The sequence below is a fragment of the Bartonella sp. HY761 genome (assembly GCF_026743145.1).
GTDB lineage: Bacteria > Pseudomonadota > Alphaproteobacteria > Rhizobiales > Rhizobiaceae > HY038.
This window is the reverse complement of record NZ_CP104887.1, coordinates 605,196-623,535: the sequence shown is the minus strand read 5'-3', so window position 1 is coordinate 623,535 and position 18,340 is coordinate 605,196. Positions and strand designations below refer to the sequence as shown.

Annotated in this window: 4 protein-coding genes; 2 read left to right on the top strand and 2 right to left on the bottom strand. The window is 41.7% G+C overall.

Annotated features, from left to right (window positions below):
- Together N6A79_RS02510 and budA are read right to left on the bottom strand one after the other, a co-directional pair.
- Entirely contained in the window at positions 1-14,328 is a 14,328-nt protein-coding gene (locus tag N6A79_RS02510; protein WP_268546854.1) for a YadA-like family protein, read from the bottom strand.
- 1,070 nt (positions 14,329-15,398) lie between these two features.
- Entirely contained in the window at positions 15,399-16,103 is a 705-nt protein-coding gene (budA, locus tag N6A79_RS02505) for an acetolactate decarboxylase (RefSeq protein WP_268546853.1), read from the bottom strand.
- 304 nt (positions 16,104-16,407) lie between these two features.
- Between budA and N6A79_RS02500 the strand changes: the two genes are divergently transcribed.
- Positions 16,408-17,322 carry a LysR family transcriptional regulator gene (locus tag N6A79_RS02500; RefSeq protein WP_268546852.1) on the top strand — a complete coding sequence of 305 codons (915 nt, stop codon included), beginning with the start codon at positions 16,408-16,410 and terminating at the stop codon, positions 17,320-17,322.
- A 36-nt stretch (positions 17,323-17,358) separates the two neighbouring features.
- The gene (locus tag N6A79_RS02495; RefSeq protein WP_268546851.1) at positions 17,359-18,327 is read left to right on the top strand and encodes a hypothetical protein; all 969 of its coding nucleotides are present in this window, start codon (positions 17,359-17,361) and stop codon (positions 18,325-18,327) included.
- Positions 18,328-18,340 lie beyond the last annotated feature (13 nt).

The window sequence follows — 18,340 nt, the reverse complement described above, 5'->3', positions numbered from 1 at the left end:
TTAATTCAAGGTTATGCTTACACCTGCACCAACACCCCAATCGCCGCCAGCTGTTGTTGCGGTAATATTAGACCGCACTTTACCGGTTTCAGAGGTATAACCCGCACCGAATGCCAATGCACCTTCGCTCTTCCAGAAGCCACCACCGGTAGCTACGCTGAATTTACCTGGTGTATCATCATAACGCAAGCTAGCAGCGGCAAGGCCGATTGCTGCGCCACGACGGGCTTCTTTACGTGCATTTGTAATGCTAGTGTTAAGCTGGTTGAACTTCGTATCTGTATAGTAGTTAGACTGTTCTACAGAATTTTGTACGATGTTGTCAACACGCTGATCAGTGTAAGCCTTCGATTCATTAAGTGTAACTTGAGCTTGCTCTTTGGTGTAATCATAGAGCTGGCCACCATTAACTGCCTGTTGTGAACCTTTTTCAATCTTGCCATCAGCAACATTATTAATGGTTACTGGCTTGCTTGCATCAGCACCCTTTAGACTAATCGAGTTGGTCTTGTTACCGCTTGCATCCTTGTCATACATGACAGAATTATTGGCAACATCGTTAACATTGGTTTGAATGCTATCGATCCTCTGGTTTGTATCCCAAAGCTGACCACCATTGACTGCGTCTTTCGAACCTTGTGCAATTGAACCATCTGCAACATTAACAATCTTGTTAGGCTGATTGTTCTTTGCACCAGCATTATAGCCACCAGCTGTCTCATCATAACGAAGAGCATTTCCATCTGGGCCCATATTGTTGATCTGGTCCTGAACATCAGTCACGCGTTGGTTAACATTGTTGATGCTGCTATTTACACCACCAAAGGCATCATTAACATTGCTATAGGTACCGTTGGTTTGTGTACCATTTGCACTCACCTGGCTAACGATGAAGGTTGGAGCAGTCCAAGTACCGTTGGTAAAGGCTGCACCACCACCAAAGAAGCTAGCGATTTGGCTGTTAGAGGAGTACAATTGTCCCCCTGTTACAGCGTCACTAGAGCCGGCAGTAAGTGAACCATCAGCGATATTGGTAATTTTGCTCTTGGTTGTTACGCCATCCTTGGTATGGTTTGCACTAAATGCACCAGCTGTTTCATCCCAAACCAATGCGTTATTGGAAAGGTCTGTAACTGTTGCCTTAACATTTTCAACCTTGGTGTTAACAGTGTTAACATTGGTGTTGAGCTGAGTAAGCGCATCGCCAACATTATCAAAGTTAGTAACAGTGTCACCATCAGCAAAAGCTTCAATACCAAATGCACTAGCTGAACGAGTGGTTGCACCAGAGCCAATTGATGAAATCTGATAGCTAGGTGCTTTACCGTTTGCCAAGTCTGCACCGCCACCAAGAGCAGCAGATGTAGTATTAGCAATGGTTGTGACACGAGTATTTGTGGTAAATAGCTGCGAGCCATTAATTGCATCCGTCGAAGTTGCACTAACTTCGCCTGCAGCAACATTGGCGATCTTGCTTGCAACTTTAGTACCAGTACCATTGTCATGAGCTGCACTGAATGCACCCAATGTAGCATCCCACATAAGAGCGTCGTTATTAATACCAGCAATCTGACCCTTAATATCGGTAAGATTGGAGTTAACGCCGCCAAATGCTGAGCCAACATCACGATAAGCTTGGCCCTGAACATTATAGGTAGGCGCAGTGCCACCGATAATGTCAGCCCCACCACCAAGATAGGTGGCTACGCGTTCTGCGTGATCATTAACAGTCGTTCTAACCGCTGCAATATTGGTGTTTGTTGTAAAGAGTTGCGAACCATTTACAGCATCAGTTGAATCTGCAGCTACACGACCTGACTTAACATTGGTGATCTTACTTGCAACTTTCGTACCTGTACCATCATCATGGGCAGCGCTAAATGCACTTAAGTCACTATCCCACTTCAAGGCATCTGTATTGATACTTGCAACCTGATCTTTAATATCAGTCAAGTTTGCATTAACACCACCAAATGCTGCACTAACATTATTGTATTTAGTACCTTGAACATTGAAGCTTGGTGCAACGCCGTTTGCTACATCTGCACCACCACCAAGATATTTATTGGTATTTTGTGCAACTGTATTAACACGGTCTGTAACACTTTCTACATTCAAATTGGTTGCATTAAGCTGTGAGCCATTAACTGCATCGGTTGAAGACGCATTAACATTGCCTTCAGCAACACCAGTAATACGGCGTGCAACACTAGTACCAGTAGCATCAGGACGGGCAGCATTGTAGGCACTTAATGAACTATCCCACATCAAAGCGTCTTTATTGACGTTAGCGATCTGGTTTTGAACATTAGTAAGGCTTGTATCTACACCGTTAAATGCATCACCAACATTGCGGTAAGTGTCGCCCTGAACCTTATAGGTTGGTGCTTCACCAGTTTGAACATTGGCACCACCACCAAGATAGTTAGAGGTGTTGGTTGCAATATTGGTCAAACGCAAGCTCGTGTCATTAACATCTTGCTGAGTTTTCCAGAGCTGTGAACCAGTTACAGCATCGCTAGAGTCAGCTGACAAAGTACCGTCTTGAAGATGTGTAATCTTACTATTGGTCTTTGTGCCTGTACCCTTATCACGAGCCGCATCATATGCACCCTCGCCAACACTCCACATCAATGCACTATTGTTGATTGTGCTGATCTGGCTGTTAACATTGTTAAAGGCTGCATCTACACCACCAAGTGCTGAACCAACATTATCGTAGGTACCGCCTTGTACTGAATAGCTAGGTGCTTGACCCGTTTTCACATCAGCACCACCACCAAGATAGCTGCTGGTATTTGCTGCAACTTGGTCAATATTGCTGTTGGTTGCGAAGAGCTGTGAGCCATTAACTGCGTCTTTTGAAGTAGCTGACAAGGTTGCATCAGCAACATTTGTAACTTTCTTCGATGCCGCATTAATGCCTGAAGCTGTTACACTTGGACCATTGGCAATTGTAAGACCATTGGTATCAATGCTTGTATTACCAGCTTTGATGCTATCTGCAGTTACATTGGTTGCAGCTACATCTGTTGCAGTTACGCTATCAACAGTGATGTCTTTGGCAAGATCAAATGTCACATCACGACCATTAGCCGATTTGCTTACATTGATGTTGCTGCCGGACTTCAAGTCAACGCTGTCACCAGCACCCACTTTCGTGGAGTTTTTACCATCTGTTGACAAGTTCCAACCAGAATTGCTTACAGCTGTATCCAATTGGCTCTTATTAACTGCATCAGTTGCTTCGGTACCATTCGCAACATTGGTAATACGTTGTGCTGCACCATTACGGCTTGCACTAAATGCGTTTAGACCATCATTCCACTGCATGGCGTCGCGCTGCAAGGTTGCAATGCTTGTGCCGTGACCAGTTAAAGTTGAATCAACCGCAGTCAATGCACTACCAACATTGTTAAAGCTGTTGCTACCGATATTATAGGTCGGCGCTGTACCACTTGCTAAGTCTGCACCGCCGCCAAGATAGAGGCTGGTCTTATCAGCAACACTTGCGATACGTGCCTGATTAGCAGTCACTTCCTTATTGGTTGCGAAAAGCTGTGAACCCGTTACCGCATCGCTAGATGTTGCAGACAAGGTTGCATCGCCAACATTGGTGATTTTACCGTTAGAAGTGTTACCTGCAGCATCGGTACGCTGTGCGTTAAATGCATTTGTTGTTGCATCCCACTTCAAGGCATCAGTGCTGATGCTTGCAACATCATTCTTAATGCTGTTTAGGCTAGTATCAACACCACCAAAGGCAGAGGTAGCATCACTATAAGTAGTACCCTGAACCTTGAAGCTTGGTGCAACACCTGCTGCTACATCTGTTGTGCCACCAAAATACTTATTGGTGTTACTTACTGCTGTACCAAGACGGGTATCAACATCAGCTACACGATTTTGAACATTGGTAACGTTAGTGTTGGTTGCATTGAGTTGAGCTCCGTTCACCGCATCAGTAGATGTTCCTGATAAAGTACCAGCAGCTACACCAGTAATCTTCTGCGCAGCACCACCACGTGTTGCATCAAATGAATCTGTACCATTCCATTGCAATGCATTGGTCTGAAGACCTGTAATTGCTGTTGTATTGCCTTCAATTGCTGTTTTGTTAGCAGCGATTGCAGTTTTATTAGCAGCTACATTGGTGTTGGTTGTGTTGAGCTGGCGACCAGTTACTGCATCAGTTGATGTAGTGCTTACATCACCATCAGCAAGATTGGTTACCTTCTTCGCACCTGCATTGATACCTGTGCTGGTTACACTTGGGCCATTGGCGATTGTTAGACCGTCATTGTTGAGTGTAGCTGCACCAGTTTTAACACTGGTAAGATCAAGGTCCTTAGCAATATCAAAGCTTACAGCATTGCTGTCCGCAGTCTTTGACACAGTCAAGTTGGTGCTGCCTGCACGTAGGTCAACAGTACCGCCATTACCGATTTTGCTGCTATTTGCACCATTTGCTGTCAAGTTCCAACCAGTTTGGCCGATCTTGTCATTCAACTGTGCAACGTTAACTGCATCGGTGTTATTAGTACCAGCTGCAACATTGGTAATCTTCTGTGTACCAGAACCATGACTTGCGTCATAAGCACCGAGTGAAGAATTCCACTGTAGAGCGTCAGTTTGCAGAGCTGCAATTGATGTAGCCTGACCAGTAATACTGGTGTTAACTGCACTAAATGCATCCGCAACATTATTTGCGCTACCGTTTTGTGTTGCAAAGCTTGGTGCTGTACCTGCTGCTACATCTGTTGTGCTACCAAAATATTTATTGGTGTTGCTTACTGCTGTACCAAGACGGGTATCAACATCAGCTACACGATTTTGAACATTGGTAACGTTAGTGTTGGTTGCATTGAGCTGAGCTCCGTTCACCGCATCAGTAGATGTTGCTGATAAAGTACCAGCAGCTACACCAGTAATCTTCTGCGCAGCGCCACCACGTGTTGCATCAAATGAATCTGTACCATTCCATTGCAATGCATTGGTCTGAAGACCTGTAATTGCTGTTGTATTGCCTTCAATTGCTGTTTTGTTAGCAGCGATTGCAGTTTTATTAGCAGCTACATTGGTGTTGGTTGTGTTGAGCTGGCGACCAGTTACTGCATCAGTTGATGTAGTGCTTACATCACCATCAGCAAGATTGGTTACCTTCTTCGCACCTGCATTGATACCTGTGCTTGTTACACTTGGGCCATTGGCGATTGTTAGACCGTCATTGTTGAGTGTAGCTGCACCAGTTTTAACACTGGTAAGATCAAGGTCCTTAGCAATATCAAAGCTTACAGCATTGCTGTCCGCAGTCTTTGACACAGTCAAGTTGGTGCTGCCTGCACGTAGGTCAACAGTACCGCCATTACCGATTTTGCTGCTATTTGCACCATTTGCTGTCAAGTTCCAACCAGTTTGGCCGATCTTGTCATTCAACTGTGCAACGTTAACTGCATCGGTGTTATTGGTACCAGCTGCAACATTGGTAATCTTCTGTGTACCAGAACCATGACTTGCGTCATAAGCGCCAAGTGAAGAATTCCACTGTAGAGCGTCAGTTTGCAGAGCTGCAATTGATGTAGCCTGACCAGTAATACTGGTGTTAACTGCACTAAATGCATCAGTTACGTTATTTGCAGTGCCGTTTTGGGTAGCAAAGCTTGGAGCAACTCCACCAGCAACATCAGTTGTGCCACCAAAATATTTATTGGTGTTGCTTACTGCGGTTGCTAGGCGATTTGTAACATTGGTTACATTGGTGTTGGTTGTTGTCAACTGACCAAAGTTTACAGCGTCACTAGCAGCAGTGCCGTTTGCTACACCAGTAATCTTTTGCGCAGCGCCACCACGTGTTGCATCAAATGAATCTGTACCATTCCATTGCAATGCATTGGTTTTAAGACCAGAAATATCTGATGTATTGGCGTTAATTGCTGTCTTATTGGCAGCAATTGCTGTCTTGTTAGCTGCTACATTGGTATTGGTTGCAGATAATTGATCAAAGTTGACTGCGTCACCTGTTGCAGTACCTGCTGCTACACCAGTGATCTTTTGCGCTGTACCATCACGAGTTGCATTAAATGCATCTGTGCCATTCCATTGCAATGCATTGGTTTTAAGACCAGAAATATCAGTGGTGTTGGTTGCAATTGCTGTTTTATTAGCGGCAATTGCTGTCGTATTAGCTGCAACATTAGTATTGGTTGTTGTCAACTGACCAAAGTTAACCGCATCACTAGCAGCAGTACCTGCAGCAACATTAGTTACTTTTGTATTGCCTGCATCAATGCCAGTCTTGGTTACGCTTGGACCACCAGTGATGGTAAGACCATTGGTATTGAGTGTAGCGTCACCAGTCTTAACACTTGTAAGATCAAGATCTTTAGCAATGTCAAAAGCTACAGTGCTGCTATCGGTTGCCTTAGCAATGGTAAGATTGCTGCTGCCTGCACGAAGATCAACAGTACCACCATTACCAACTTTACTTGCATTAGAACCGTTAGCAGAAAGGTTCCAACCGGTTGAGCTGATAGCTGTCGTTAACTGGCCCACATTTGCTGCATCAGTTGCACTTGTACCAGCAGCAACATTTGAAATGCGCTGTGGTGCATTACCACCATGACTTGCATCATACGCACCAAGTGAAGAACTCCACTGTAGAGCGTCGGTTTGAAGAGCCGCAATTGATGTAGCCTGACCAGTAATGCTGGTGTTAACTGCACTAAATGCGTCGGTTACATTATTTGCAGTGCCATTTTGAGTAGCAAAGCTTGGGGCAACGCCGCCAGCCACATCTGTTGTACCACCAAAATACTTATTGGTATTGCTTACAGCTGTTGTTAGGCGATTTCCAACATTTGTTACATTGGTGTTGGTTGTTGTCAACTGACCAAAGTTAACCGCATCACTTGCAGCAGTACCTGCAGCTACACCAGTAATCTTTTGTGCAGCACCATTACGTGTTGCATCAAATGAATCTGCACCATTCCATTGCAACGCATTGGTCTTAAGACCAGCAATGTCAGTTGTGTTGGCAGTAATTGCAGTCTTATTAGCAGCAACATTTGTATTGGTTGTTGTCAACTGACCAAAGTTAACCGCATCACTTGCTGCAGTGCCATTTGCTACACCAGTAATTTTTTGTGCAGCACCATTACGTGTTGCATCAAATGTACCAGAACCATCCCATTGTAGAGCATTGGTTTTAAGACCGGCAATATCAGTTGTGTTGGTAGCGATTGCATTCTTATTGGTGGTAATTGCAGTGGTATTGGCAGCAACATTGTTGTTTGTTGTTGTCAATTGACCAAAGTTTACAGCATCACTTGCTGCAGTGCCTGCTGCTACACCAGTAATCTTTTGTGCAGCACCATTACGTGTTGCATCAAATGAATCTGTACCATTCCATTGCAATGCATTGGTTTTAAGATCAGTGATATCAGTTGTATTGGCTGTAATTGCTGTTTTATTGGCAGCAATCGCAGTCGTATTAGCTGCAACATTATTATTGGTTGTTGTCAATTGGCCAAAGTTAACTGCATCAGTTGCAGCTGTACCTTGTGCAACATTGGTAATTTTTTGATTACCAGCATTAACACCAGTTGTGGTAACGCTTGCACCACCAGTAATAACAAGACCAGTATTATCAAGCTTAACATTACCAGCTTGGATACTATCAAGATCAAGATTACGTGCAATATCAAAAGTTACGTCATTGCTGCCTGTTGCTTTAGCAATAGTCAAATTGCTGCTGCCTGATTTTAGATCAACCGTAGCGTCTTTGCCAATTTTTGTCGAATTAGCATTATTTACGGAAAGATTCCAACCAGTTTGACCAATTTGCTCATTCAATTGACCAAGATTAACAGCATCATTGGTGTTAGTACCATTAGCTACATTGCTAATTTTTTGCGGTGCATTCGAACCATGGCTTGCATCATAAGCACCAAGATTTTGGTTCCATTGAAGAGCATTGGTTTGAAGCGCAGCAATTGATGTGCCATGGCCTGTCAAGGCTGTATCAACTGCACCAAATGCAGAGGTTACGTTGTTGGTTGCATTGCCTTGGATGGTAAAGCTTGGTGCAGTACCTGCAGCTAAATCTGTAGAACCACCAAAATATTTATTGGCGTTACTAACAGCTGTACCAAGACGAGTATCAACATCAGTTACGCGGTTACCAACTGCAGTAACATTTGCATTGGTTGCGTTAAGCTGTGCACCATTTACAGCATCGGTTGATGTTGTAGATAAAGTACCCGCTGCAACATTAGTAATTTTTTGTGCTGAGGTTGTACCATGACTTGCATCATAAGCACCAGAAGTCGCATTCCACTGAAGTGCATCAGTCTGAAGACCTGTGATTGCAGTCTTATTTGCATTAATTGCATTTCTGTTGGTTGTAAGAGCAGTATCAACAGAAGTGAATGCATCGCCAACGCTATTTTTAGTTGCGCCCTGGATTGTGAAGCTTGGCGCAGTACCGCCAGAAACTGAAGCCCCACCACCAAGATAACTATCGACGTTAGAAGCATAAGTTCCAACTTTGGTATCAAGAGCAGTAACGCGGTTACCAACAGCAGTTACATTGGTGTTGGTTGCATTCAGTTGCTTACCGTTAACTGCATCAGTTGATGTAGTTGATAACGCACCATCAGCAACATTGGTGATTTTTTGTGCTGTACCACTACCATGGCTTGCATCATATGCACCAGAAACGGCGTTCCATTGAAGTGCATCTGTTTGTAGGCTAGTAATTGCAGTCTTGTTTGCAGTTACATTATTATTAGTAGCGTTAAGCTGAGCACCATTTACTGCGTCAGTTGAAGTTGCTGACAATGTGCCTGCTGCAACGCCAGTGATTTTCTGAGAACCGCCGTTACGAGTTGCATCGAAAGCACCTGTACCATCCCATTGCAATGCGTTGGTTTGAAGAGCGCCAATTGCATTAGTATTAGCTGTAATTGCTGTCTTATTAGCAGTTACATTGGTGTTAGTTGTATTAAGTTGAGCACCATTTACTGCGTCAGTTGATGTTGCTGACAATGTACCTGCTGCAACACCAGTGATTTTCTGAGCTGCACCACCACGATTTGCATCAAAGCTATCTGTACCATTCCATTGCAAAGCATTTGCCTGAAGATTTGCAATATTAGCATTACTTGCAGCAATTGCAGTCTTGTTGGCAGTCACATTGGTATTGGTTGCATTAAGCTGGGCACCATTAACAGCATCTGTTGATGTTGTTGACAAAGTACCAGCAGCAACATTGGTGATTTTTTGAGCTGTACCACTACCATGACTTGCATCATAAGCACCTGAAGCAGAATTCCACTGTAGAGCATCTGTTTGCAAGTTAGTAATAGCTGTTTTGTTGGTAGCTATTGCATTTTTATTGGTAGTAAGTGCGGTATCCACGGCTGAGAAAGCATCACCAACGCTCGTTTTAGAAGCGCTTTGGATGGTATAAGTAGGTGCAACACCAGCAGCAACATCAGCACCACCACCAAGATAAGTGCTTACATTATTAGCCTGTGTAGCTACTTTTGTATCAAGCGCAGTAACGCGATTGCCAACAGCGGTTACATTGGTATTCGTTGTATTGAGCTGTTTGCCATTCACCGCATCTGTAGATGTAGTTGATAAAGTACCATCAGCAACATTAGTGATTTTTTGCGCTGTGCCTGTACCATGACCTGCATCATAAGCACTTAGATTTGCATTCCATTGCAATGCATCACTTTGAAGAGCCGTAATTGAGTTCTTATTCGTGGTGACATTGGCGTTTGTAGCATTAAGCTGAGCACCATTTACAGCATCAGTTGAAGTTGCAGACAAGGTACCTGCAGCAACACCTGTGATCTTTTGTGATGCATTATTGCGTGTAGCGTCAAAAGCACTTGTGCCATCCCACTGCAATGCATTGGTTTGAAGACCGCTAATTGCTGTCTTATTTGCTGAAACATTGGTGTTGGTTGCATTGAGCTGAGCACCATTTACAGCATCAGTTGAAGTTGCAGATAATGTACCTGCAGCAACACCTGTAATCTTTTGTGCAGCACTATTACGTGTTGCATCAAAGGAATCTGTGCCATTCCATTGCAATGCATTGGTTTGGAGATCAGTAATAGCTGTCTTATTCGAAGCCACATTGGTATTGGTGGTATAAAGCTGAGAACCATTGACGGCATCTTTTGAAGCAGCAGATAATGTACCTGCAGCAACATTAGTAACCTTCAATGAAGCTGCATCAATGCCAGTTGCTGTAACACTAGGACCATTAGCGATAGTTAAACCATTATTATTAATAGTTGAATTACCAGCGACAAGACTATTTGCTGTAACAGCACCAGTTGCAGTAACACTGGTGAGGCTCAAGTTCTTTGAGATATCAAAAGTAATATCATTAGTTCCAGCAGCACGAGCAATTGTTAGATTGCTACTACCAGCCAACAACTTAACCGTTGCACCATTACCAATAGCAGTGCCTGCTTCACTACCAACTGCCAAACTCCAAGCAGAAGAATTAATCGCATTGGTTAACTGGCCATAGTTAACAGCATCTGAACTAGCAGTACCATTTGCTACATTGGTGATTTTTTGAGCTGAACCACTACCATGACTTGCGTCATAAGCAAGGGAAGCACTATTCCATTGCAATGCATCAGTTTGCAATGCAGAAATATTAGTATTTTGCGTAGTCAACGTTGAGTTAACTGCACCAAAAGCAGAATTTACGTTGTTGTAGTTAGCGCCTTGAATAGCAAATGTTGGCGCAGTACCTGCAGCAATATCTGCACCACCACCAAGATAGGTGCTAGCGCGTGTTGCATAAGTACCAACCTTAGTATCAAGCGTGCTAACACGGCCATCAACGGTCGTTACGCGACCATCAACAGCAGTTACATTAGCATTTGTTGTATTAAGCTGCGAACCGTTAACTGCATCCTTTGATGTAGCAGATAACGTACCATCAGCAACATTGGTAATTTTTTGCGCAGATGTTGTACCATGACTTGCATCATAAGCAGATGATGTTGCATTCCACTGTAGAGCGTCAGTTTTAAGACCTGTCAATGTTGTATCAACAGCTCCTAAAGCAGCACCTACATTGCCATAAGCTGTACTTTGAATTGTAAAGCTTGGTGCAGTACCAGCAGCAATATCTGCACCACCACCCAAATAGGTGCTAGCGCGCGTTGCATAAGTACCAACCTTTGTATCAAGCGTGGTAACGCGGCCATCAACAGTTGTTACATTTGCATTGGTTGCAAACAATTGTTTACCTGTAACTGCATCGGTTGAAGTTGCAGACAATGTTGCATCAGCAAGATTAGTTGCTTTTTTACCAGCATTATCAATACCGGTTGTTGTAATGCTTGGGCCACCTGAAATGGTTAAGCCCGTTCCAGTTAAGCTTGTTGTCCCAGCCGTCGCACCAGATCCAACTGCAATCGCAACACCACTGGTTGAAACCTTTGTGTTACCAGTAGTTACGCTATCAATGCTAATATCTTTAGCCAAATCAAATGAAAGATTTGTGCCGCTTTTAGCAACAGTTAAATTTGTGCTTCCTGCACTGAAATCTACAGTTGCGCCGCCGCCAACAGATGTTTTGCCGGTTGCATCGCCATTAGCGGACACATTCCAAGCAGAACCAGACTGAACGGCCTGCAACTGGCTATAATTAACCGCATCATTGGCACTGGTACCATTCGCAACATTGGTAATTTTTTGAGTTGTTTTTGTGCCTGTACCAGCTGAATCATAGCTAGCATCAAATGCTTTTGTGGTTGAATTCCACTGCAGAGCATCTCTTTGCAAGTTAGAAATATTACTAGCGTTGGTGGCAATATTTGTTTTGTTTGTTGTAATTGCTGTATCAACAGCTGAGAAAGCATCACCAACACTGGTCTTAGATGTACCCTGAATTGAATAGCTTGGTGCTTTATTATTTGCAATATCTGCACCACCACCAAGGAAGGTATTGGTACGAGTTGCATACGTACCAACCTTAGTATCAAGAGTAGATACATTCGTATTAGTAGTATTTAACTGCGAACCGTTAACAGCGTCTTTTGATGTAGTCGAAAGCTCACCATCAGCAACATTAGTGATTTTTTGAGCAGTCTTTGTACCTGTACCATCCTTATCATAACTTGCGTCAAAGGCTGATAAGCTTGAATTCCATTGTAGCGCATTAAGATTAAGATTATCAAGTGCACTATCAACTGATGCAAATGCATCGCCCACACTGCTCTTATTCGCACCTTGAATGGAATAAGTAGGCGCAGTACCAGCACCAACATTAGCACCGCCACCCAAATAACTACTAATGCGTGAAGCATTGGTGGTTGCTGTGGTATTGGTTGCAAAAAGTTGCTGACCAGTCACTGCATCAGTTGACGTTGCAGACAAAGTTGCATTTGCAAGATTGGTTGCAGATTTGCCTGCACCATCAATACCAGTCGTTGTAATAGACGGGCCATTGGCGATTGAAAGACCAGTACCAGTCAAACTTGTTGTGCCTGCCGTTGCACCAGAACCAACCGTGATAGCAAGACCACTTGTTGTTAACTTAGAATTGCCAGTCGTAACACTTGTAATATTGATATCTTTAGCAAGGTCAAAAGTTACATTATTATTATCTGCACCTTTTGATACAAGCAAATTCGTACTACCTGCACTTAGATCAATAGCGCCTGCTACACCAACATTGGTTGAATTTTCACCGCCTGCAGTTAAATTCCAGCCCTGAGCTGCATAATCACGTAATTTGCTAAGCTGTGCAACATTAACCGCATCAGTACTAGCAGTACCAGCAGCAAGGCCAGTAATTTGGCGAGTAACGGTTGAACCATCACCAACGCTTACCGCACCATTTGTGGCAACCCATGCACCACCAGTTGTAGCTGATGCCTTATTTGTGAAAGGATCAAGACCAATGCCGCCAGCAGCTGTTGAGGCTTTAGAAGATGAGCCGATAGCAACACCACCGCTAGCTGTAACAGAGGCTGAATTACCAAGAACAAAGCCATCAGCTACATTGACACTACCATTATTACCAATGATACGAGCGCCAGCGCCAGCTGTACCGATATTGCCATTATTACCAAAAATACCGGCATTAGCGCCAGCAATCGTATTATCATTACCTAAAGAGTAAGAGCCATCGCCTGTAATCGTGGTTGGATCACCAATCGCACCAGATTTTGCGCCACTTACAGTGTTTCCGACACCAATAGCAATAGATGAGGCACCACTTGCCGTTGAACCATTACCAACAGAAATAGCGGAAGCTCCACTTGCAGTTGAACTTAAACCAATAGCAACGGATGACACACCACTTGCAACGGATTGACCCGCAATAGCGACAGAATCTGCACCGGTTGCCTGCGCACCTTTCGTGGTATTACCACCAATAGCAGTTGCACCAACCCCACTTGCTAAAACGCCAGCATCAGTACTACCGTTTGCAGTAGAACCAAATGCTGTCGCACTAATACCTGTTGCCTGAGCATTTGCACCAATCGCAATTGTATTTCTAACAGTCGCACTAGAGAGGGAACCCAAAGCAATAGCATCTGCAGCCATAGCCTTTGCAGAAATACCCATAGCTATAGTACCACCAGCATCGGCTATGGCGTTTTGCCCCATAGCAACACTGCCAGAACCATTTGCTTGAACATTACTACCAAGAGCAGTTGACGAAATACCACGAGCTTTCGCGTTACAACCGACAGCATACGAATTAACACCAAAGGCTTGCGTCTGATTTTCTTGCTGATCAACCCGCCCCATATTTAGGCCATTACTGTAATTCTGACCGGTACCAGCATTATACCAAACCTGCACACCAATATTTAAAGCAGTATTTGAACCAGCATTTGCATTTACTCCATAGCCCGCTGGCGTGGTTTGAGAGCCAAAACCCAACATACCGCCACCATAATTGGCATCCACACCATAAACACCACCATATGTATCATCACCTGTAAAGACAGCACAGTCACCATCTCCAACCATAGCAATACCGTTATTACTAGCCGACGAACCTCTAGTAGTACTAGTCTTATAAGAACTTGTACCCACCTGAACAGGAGCACTATTATCTTTAGTGGCAGAACCACCAAAGCTAGTCGTCCAATCTGTCATCACGATAGCACCTTGAGCCACCTCAACTGTAGAGCTCAGAAATCCAGCACCAACAGACAACACGGCTGCCGCTGCAAGACCAACACCTGCAACGCCAGACAATAAGCCTTCGCGACGACGATGACGATTTTCAACTGCTAAAGAAGGATTTTTATTCTTAATAGTTTTTGTCATTTAACCCACCCAATGTAGATACACATATAAAATTCTTAACTACGTACTTACGCAGAAACTCATAAATAAAATTAAGTCAGTGCAACCCAAGACACTCCGCCAAGAACACACTTGAACTAGACTCACTTAAGCATGCTGAATCACAAATGCGTGATCCTTTACACTCCAACACTCGCAAAACGCCGAAAACCTCGAACATAGCCGCGAGCACAACTTCACTTTCATAAAGTTACAGCTGTGTATATTCCATTAACATAATTTAATATTTCATGCAATATTGCATAATAATACAAATACATAATAAATATATAATATAAAAATAAAAACGGATTGGCAATTAGAATAAAATGTTAAATAAATACATATATAAATAAATAGATAATTAGATATCAAAACTCCAAGGGATTAAAAATCAATAAATATATAAAACAATACATAAATATCATTTAAATTTATAAATAATATGGAAAATTAATTAATAATATTAGAACATTAAAATTATTTAACTTGAAAACTATTTTCTTATTATGAAACAAAGCTAAATTGGCACGAATTTTTCTTAAACGCGCAACTTTAAATTTGGTTCCCAAAAAAATTTTTTTTCAAGATTTCAACAAAAAAAAGCCATCGTGACATAATGGCAACATAAATGTCTCGATTTGCCACAATCAAAGCCAATAATGGATTTTGTCGTCGCAATAGCTCGGCAACAATGCGCTAAGGCATCGCCCCAAAATAGCTAATTATAATTGGGTTGAAATTTGCTCGATTTTTCTAGCAAAAAATCTAAGCTGTATTGATCGAAAGAGACTTGTTCAACCTACCAACAACCATATTAAAGAACCAAATTTAAAAGGGAGGTAAAAAACGATTTTTGCGGCCTTATGCAAGTAGGCTAACGTTTTTCTAGCTGTCTTTAAATTTGAAAAAATAAATTCCATTATCTTGGCTAGCAGCTTAAGTCATTATTGCAGTCTTGGTGCTTTCCCATCTTACCACTCAAGAACCTAGCCATAATAACAAAAAAAGCCCCTTTCAAAAAAGGGGCTTTTTAAATGTTGTACTAAAATTTAATTTTCAACGTGCTTTATAAGTTCAACCATATCATCAATATCTAGATTTTGCTTTAAGAATTCAGGATTATCGGGCAACTTAATATCTAAACCCAATTTACGCTCAAATTCTAGATTACCTTCTGCCATGGCAAAATCCATTACATGACCAGCCTTTGTCCCATCATCAGAAATGAAATGAACATGAAACTGCGAAACAGAAATGGTTGAAAAATAACTTGGAGAAAAAAAGCCAATCAGTGTGCCAGAAACATTTTTCAATTCATTAACCACTTGATCTGACACAACTTCTAGTACAGATTTATAAGGTTTTTTTTGCTCCAAAGGGCGGCGAATTTTAATTCTATCAAAACTACCTTTATATTTTACCGCCAAAAATATATTATCAAATTTCGTATACGACGATAAAACATCATGCAATTGCTCTTTGGCAACATTTTTTATAGATATGTTTTTTTCCGCATTAAAACTGGTTACTTGCGCAAAGGGTAATTTTTCTGCTGAAGACATGGTACGAACGATGCCGTCGCCACGCGCTTCTATCATTTTTCCATCAATAATAATGACTTCGCCTCCAAACGCATGAGAGCAGCCTAGTCCAAAATCGCCGCTTTTAAGAATAGTTTCAGCAGAAAATACACCATCATATAGTCCAGACATTAAAGCATTAACTGTAGAAAACTGAGAAATAGCTTTGGTCATAATTTTTCCAATTCAGAATTTGACTTATCCAATTAAATACGACTAATCACACCACTAATTAATTGTTCATATAGCAAAGACTAGACATTCAGTTAATTAGAGCTAACACCGTCAATTGCTATAGGAATAAGCACCGCCATTTAAATGGCATTTACCAATTTTAACAGCTTGTTATTGCTAAGGTAATTTCTTTTTGCTGCAAATTGAGGTATTTTGGTAATCGTTTCTATTTCCAATATAGCTATATTTTTTCGACCATCAATTTAATAAATTTCAATCTTGATTTAGTGGGATTTAACCTAGAATGAAAAATATACCTCTAAATTTACTCAATATTTTCGCGATATCTGCACGTTTGCAGTCTTTCAAGCTTGCTGGTGAAGCACTGTTATTGACAACAAGTGCTGTTAGCCAATCAACTAAAAAACTAGAAGATTTGCTCGGAGTGCGTTTATTCATTCGCAATTCCAACAGTGTTGAATTAACTGCAAAAGGCCAGGCCTTATTATCCTTTGTTAACGCAGGGCTACAAGAGATTGAAAAAGGCATAGATCACATCACCAACAAAGAGCACTTCATCACTCTTTTTTGTCCACCGGGCTTTGCCAATTTTTTAATGCAGCCTATAATTCTTGAACTACTAGAAAAAGGTTACGAAGATATTCGGCTTATCACCAATGAAGAAAAAGACGTTCTGGACATAAAAAATTACGATGTAGCTGTTTTTCTTGATGAAAAAGCAGCCCACATTTCTCACGCTTTAGATTTGGGACCAGATTATTATTATCCGTTCTGCCATCAAAATATCTATGATAAAATCAAAACGATTGAAGACTTTAAACAGTTTATACTTATTCGCAATGAATTTGCCCGAACAACTTGGGAAGAATGGTTAAGTTTTAACCATATACCAATCAATATAACAAAATCCATGACGGTTAACCGTGCATCGCAATTGGTATCTGCTATTGAAAATGGAATGGGTATTGGCCTTGAATCAATTCGAATTTTATCTCCAAAACTAAAATCAGGCGAATTTAAACTATTAGAATTTGACGGACTTAAACCTATCATAAAACATATGACATGGTTAGCCATTGCCCCCCATAATACTCATAATAAACCAATCAACCATATCGCCCAAATGATAATTAGCCAGTGCTCCACTGACAAAGATGGTATTTTGATAAGCTCTAGGTCGGAACACAATGGTAATTAATCGAAAATAAAATGAATAAGTGAGTAATGTTAAGCTATGTCTATTTTGAAAAAATCGACACGAAAGCTAATCCGCAATAAAAAACCGCAGCTCTTTTATATTTTTGAAGAGCAGCCGCCAAGCGCTATTGATTGTATGAGCGCAGTCTATAATATTTTTTCTCATTATCCACCAGCGCGCGGTCGCGGCAATTATTGTCGAACCTGTGCAAGCGACGAATTTGTTGAAATTATCGTTGAAGCATGCAAATCCCCCAGTAAAGCACCAGCAAGTAGCTTTAGCGGGATTTATTGGGAAGGCCCCCATTGTATGGGTGGCATATGCAATATAAAATTTTGGCTGCCGCGCACCGTTGAAACATATATATTAACGCCAGTCGATAATGGCATTTTTACAAACATAGTTGAGCGTTATCAAAGCATAGGACTGTCTCTCTGGCCTTTTGATGAGCAGGAGGTTTTGCGGCTTACTTTTTGCCGCGCACTGATTAATTTTGTTGAAAGCGGCAACCCTGCACCGTTAAACGGCACATTATTAACGAAAAGCCGCGACAGATGCAAAGAATTGCAACAACATGCCGATATTTTTACCATGATTATTGGCATGCTCATCTATTTGCGTATTGAGCCAAAAGGCATTTTTGCTTACTTAAAAGCCCATCAAAATGAAAATATTGATTTTTTCCTATGCCGAGAGATAAGTGATGATTTTTTAAGCATCGATGAAGAAGCCTATTATAATGCTGAAACAATCAATAACAATGACAATTTAAAACTTTTAACCAAGCTATTAAACAGACGGGCACGCACTGCCCTTTTTAATGCTATTTGCATTGAAGACTTATTTGATAAATTGGATAAATATGAAAAATTAGGTAACACAATTTTATGCCAATATATCGAAAATGCCTTGCAAGACTATAATAGTCAAAAATCTAATAATGAAGATTTAAACGAAGATGATGATAGTTTATTATTGCACAAACTGTTAGATACTGCATTATAATGAAATATTTTAA

Coding starts and splice junctions, on each gene's coding strand:
- N6A79_RS02510 (WP_268546854.1), bottom strand. CDS start 14,328: ATGACAAAAACTATTAAGAATAAAAATCCTTCTTTAGCAGTTGAAAAT.
- budA (WP_268546853.1), bottom strand. CDS start 16,103: ATGACCAAAGCTATTTCTCAGTTTTCTACAGTTAATGCTTTAATGTCT.
- N6A79_RS02500 (WP_268546852.1), top strand. CDS start 16,408: ATGAAAAATATACCTCTAAATTTACTCAATATTTTCGCGATATCTGCA.
- N6A79_RS02495 (WP_268546851.1), top strand. CDS start 17,359: ATGTCTATTTTGAAAAAATCGACACGAAAGCTAATCCGCAATAAAAAA.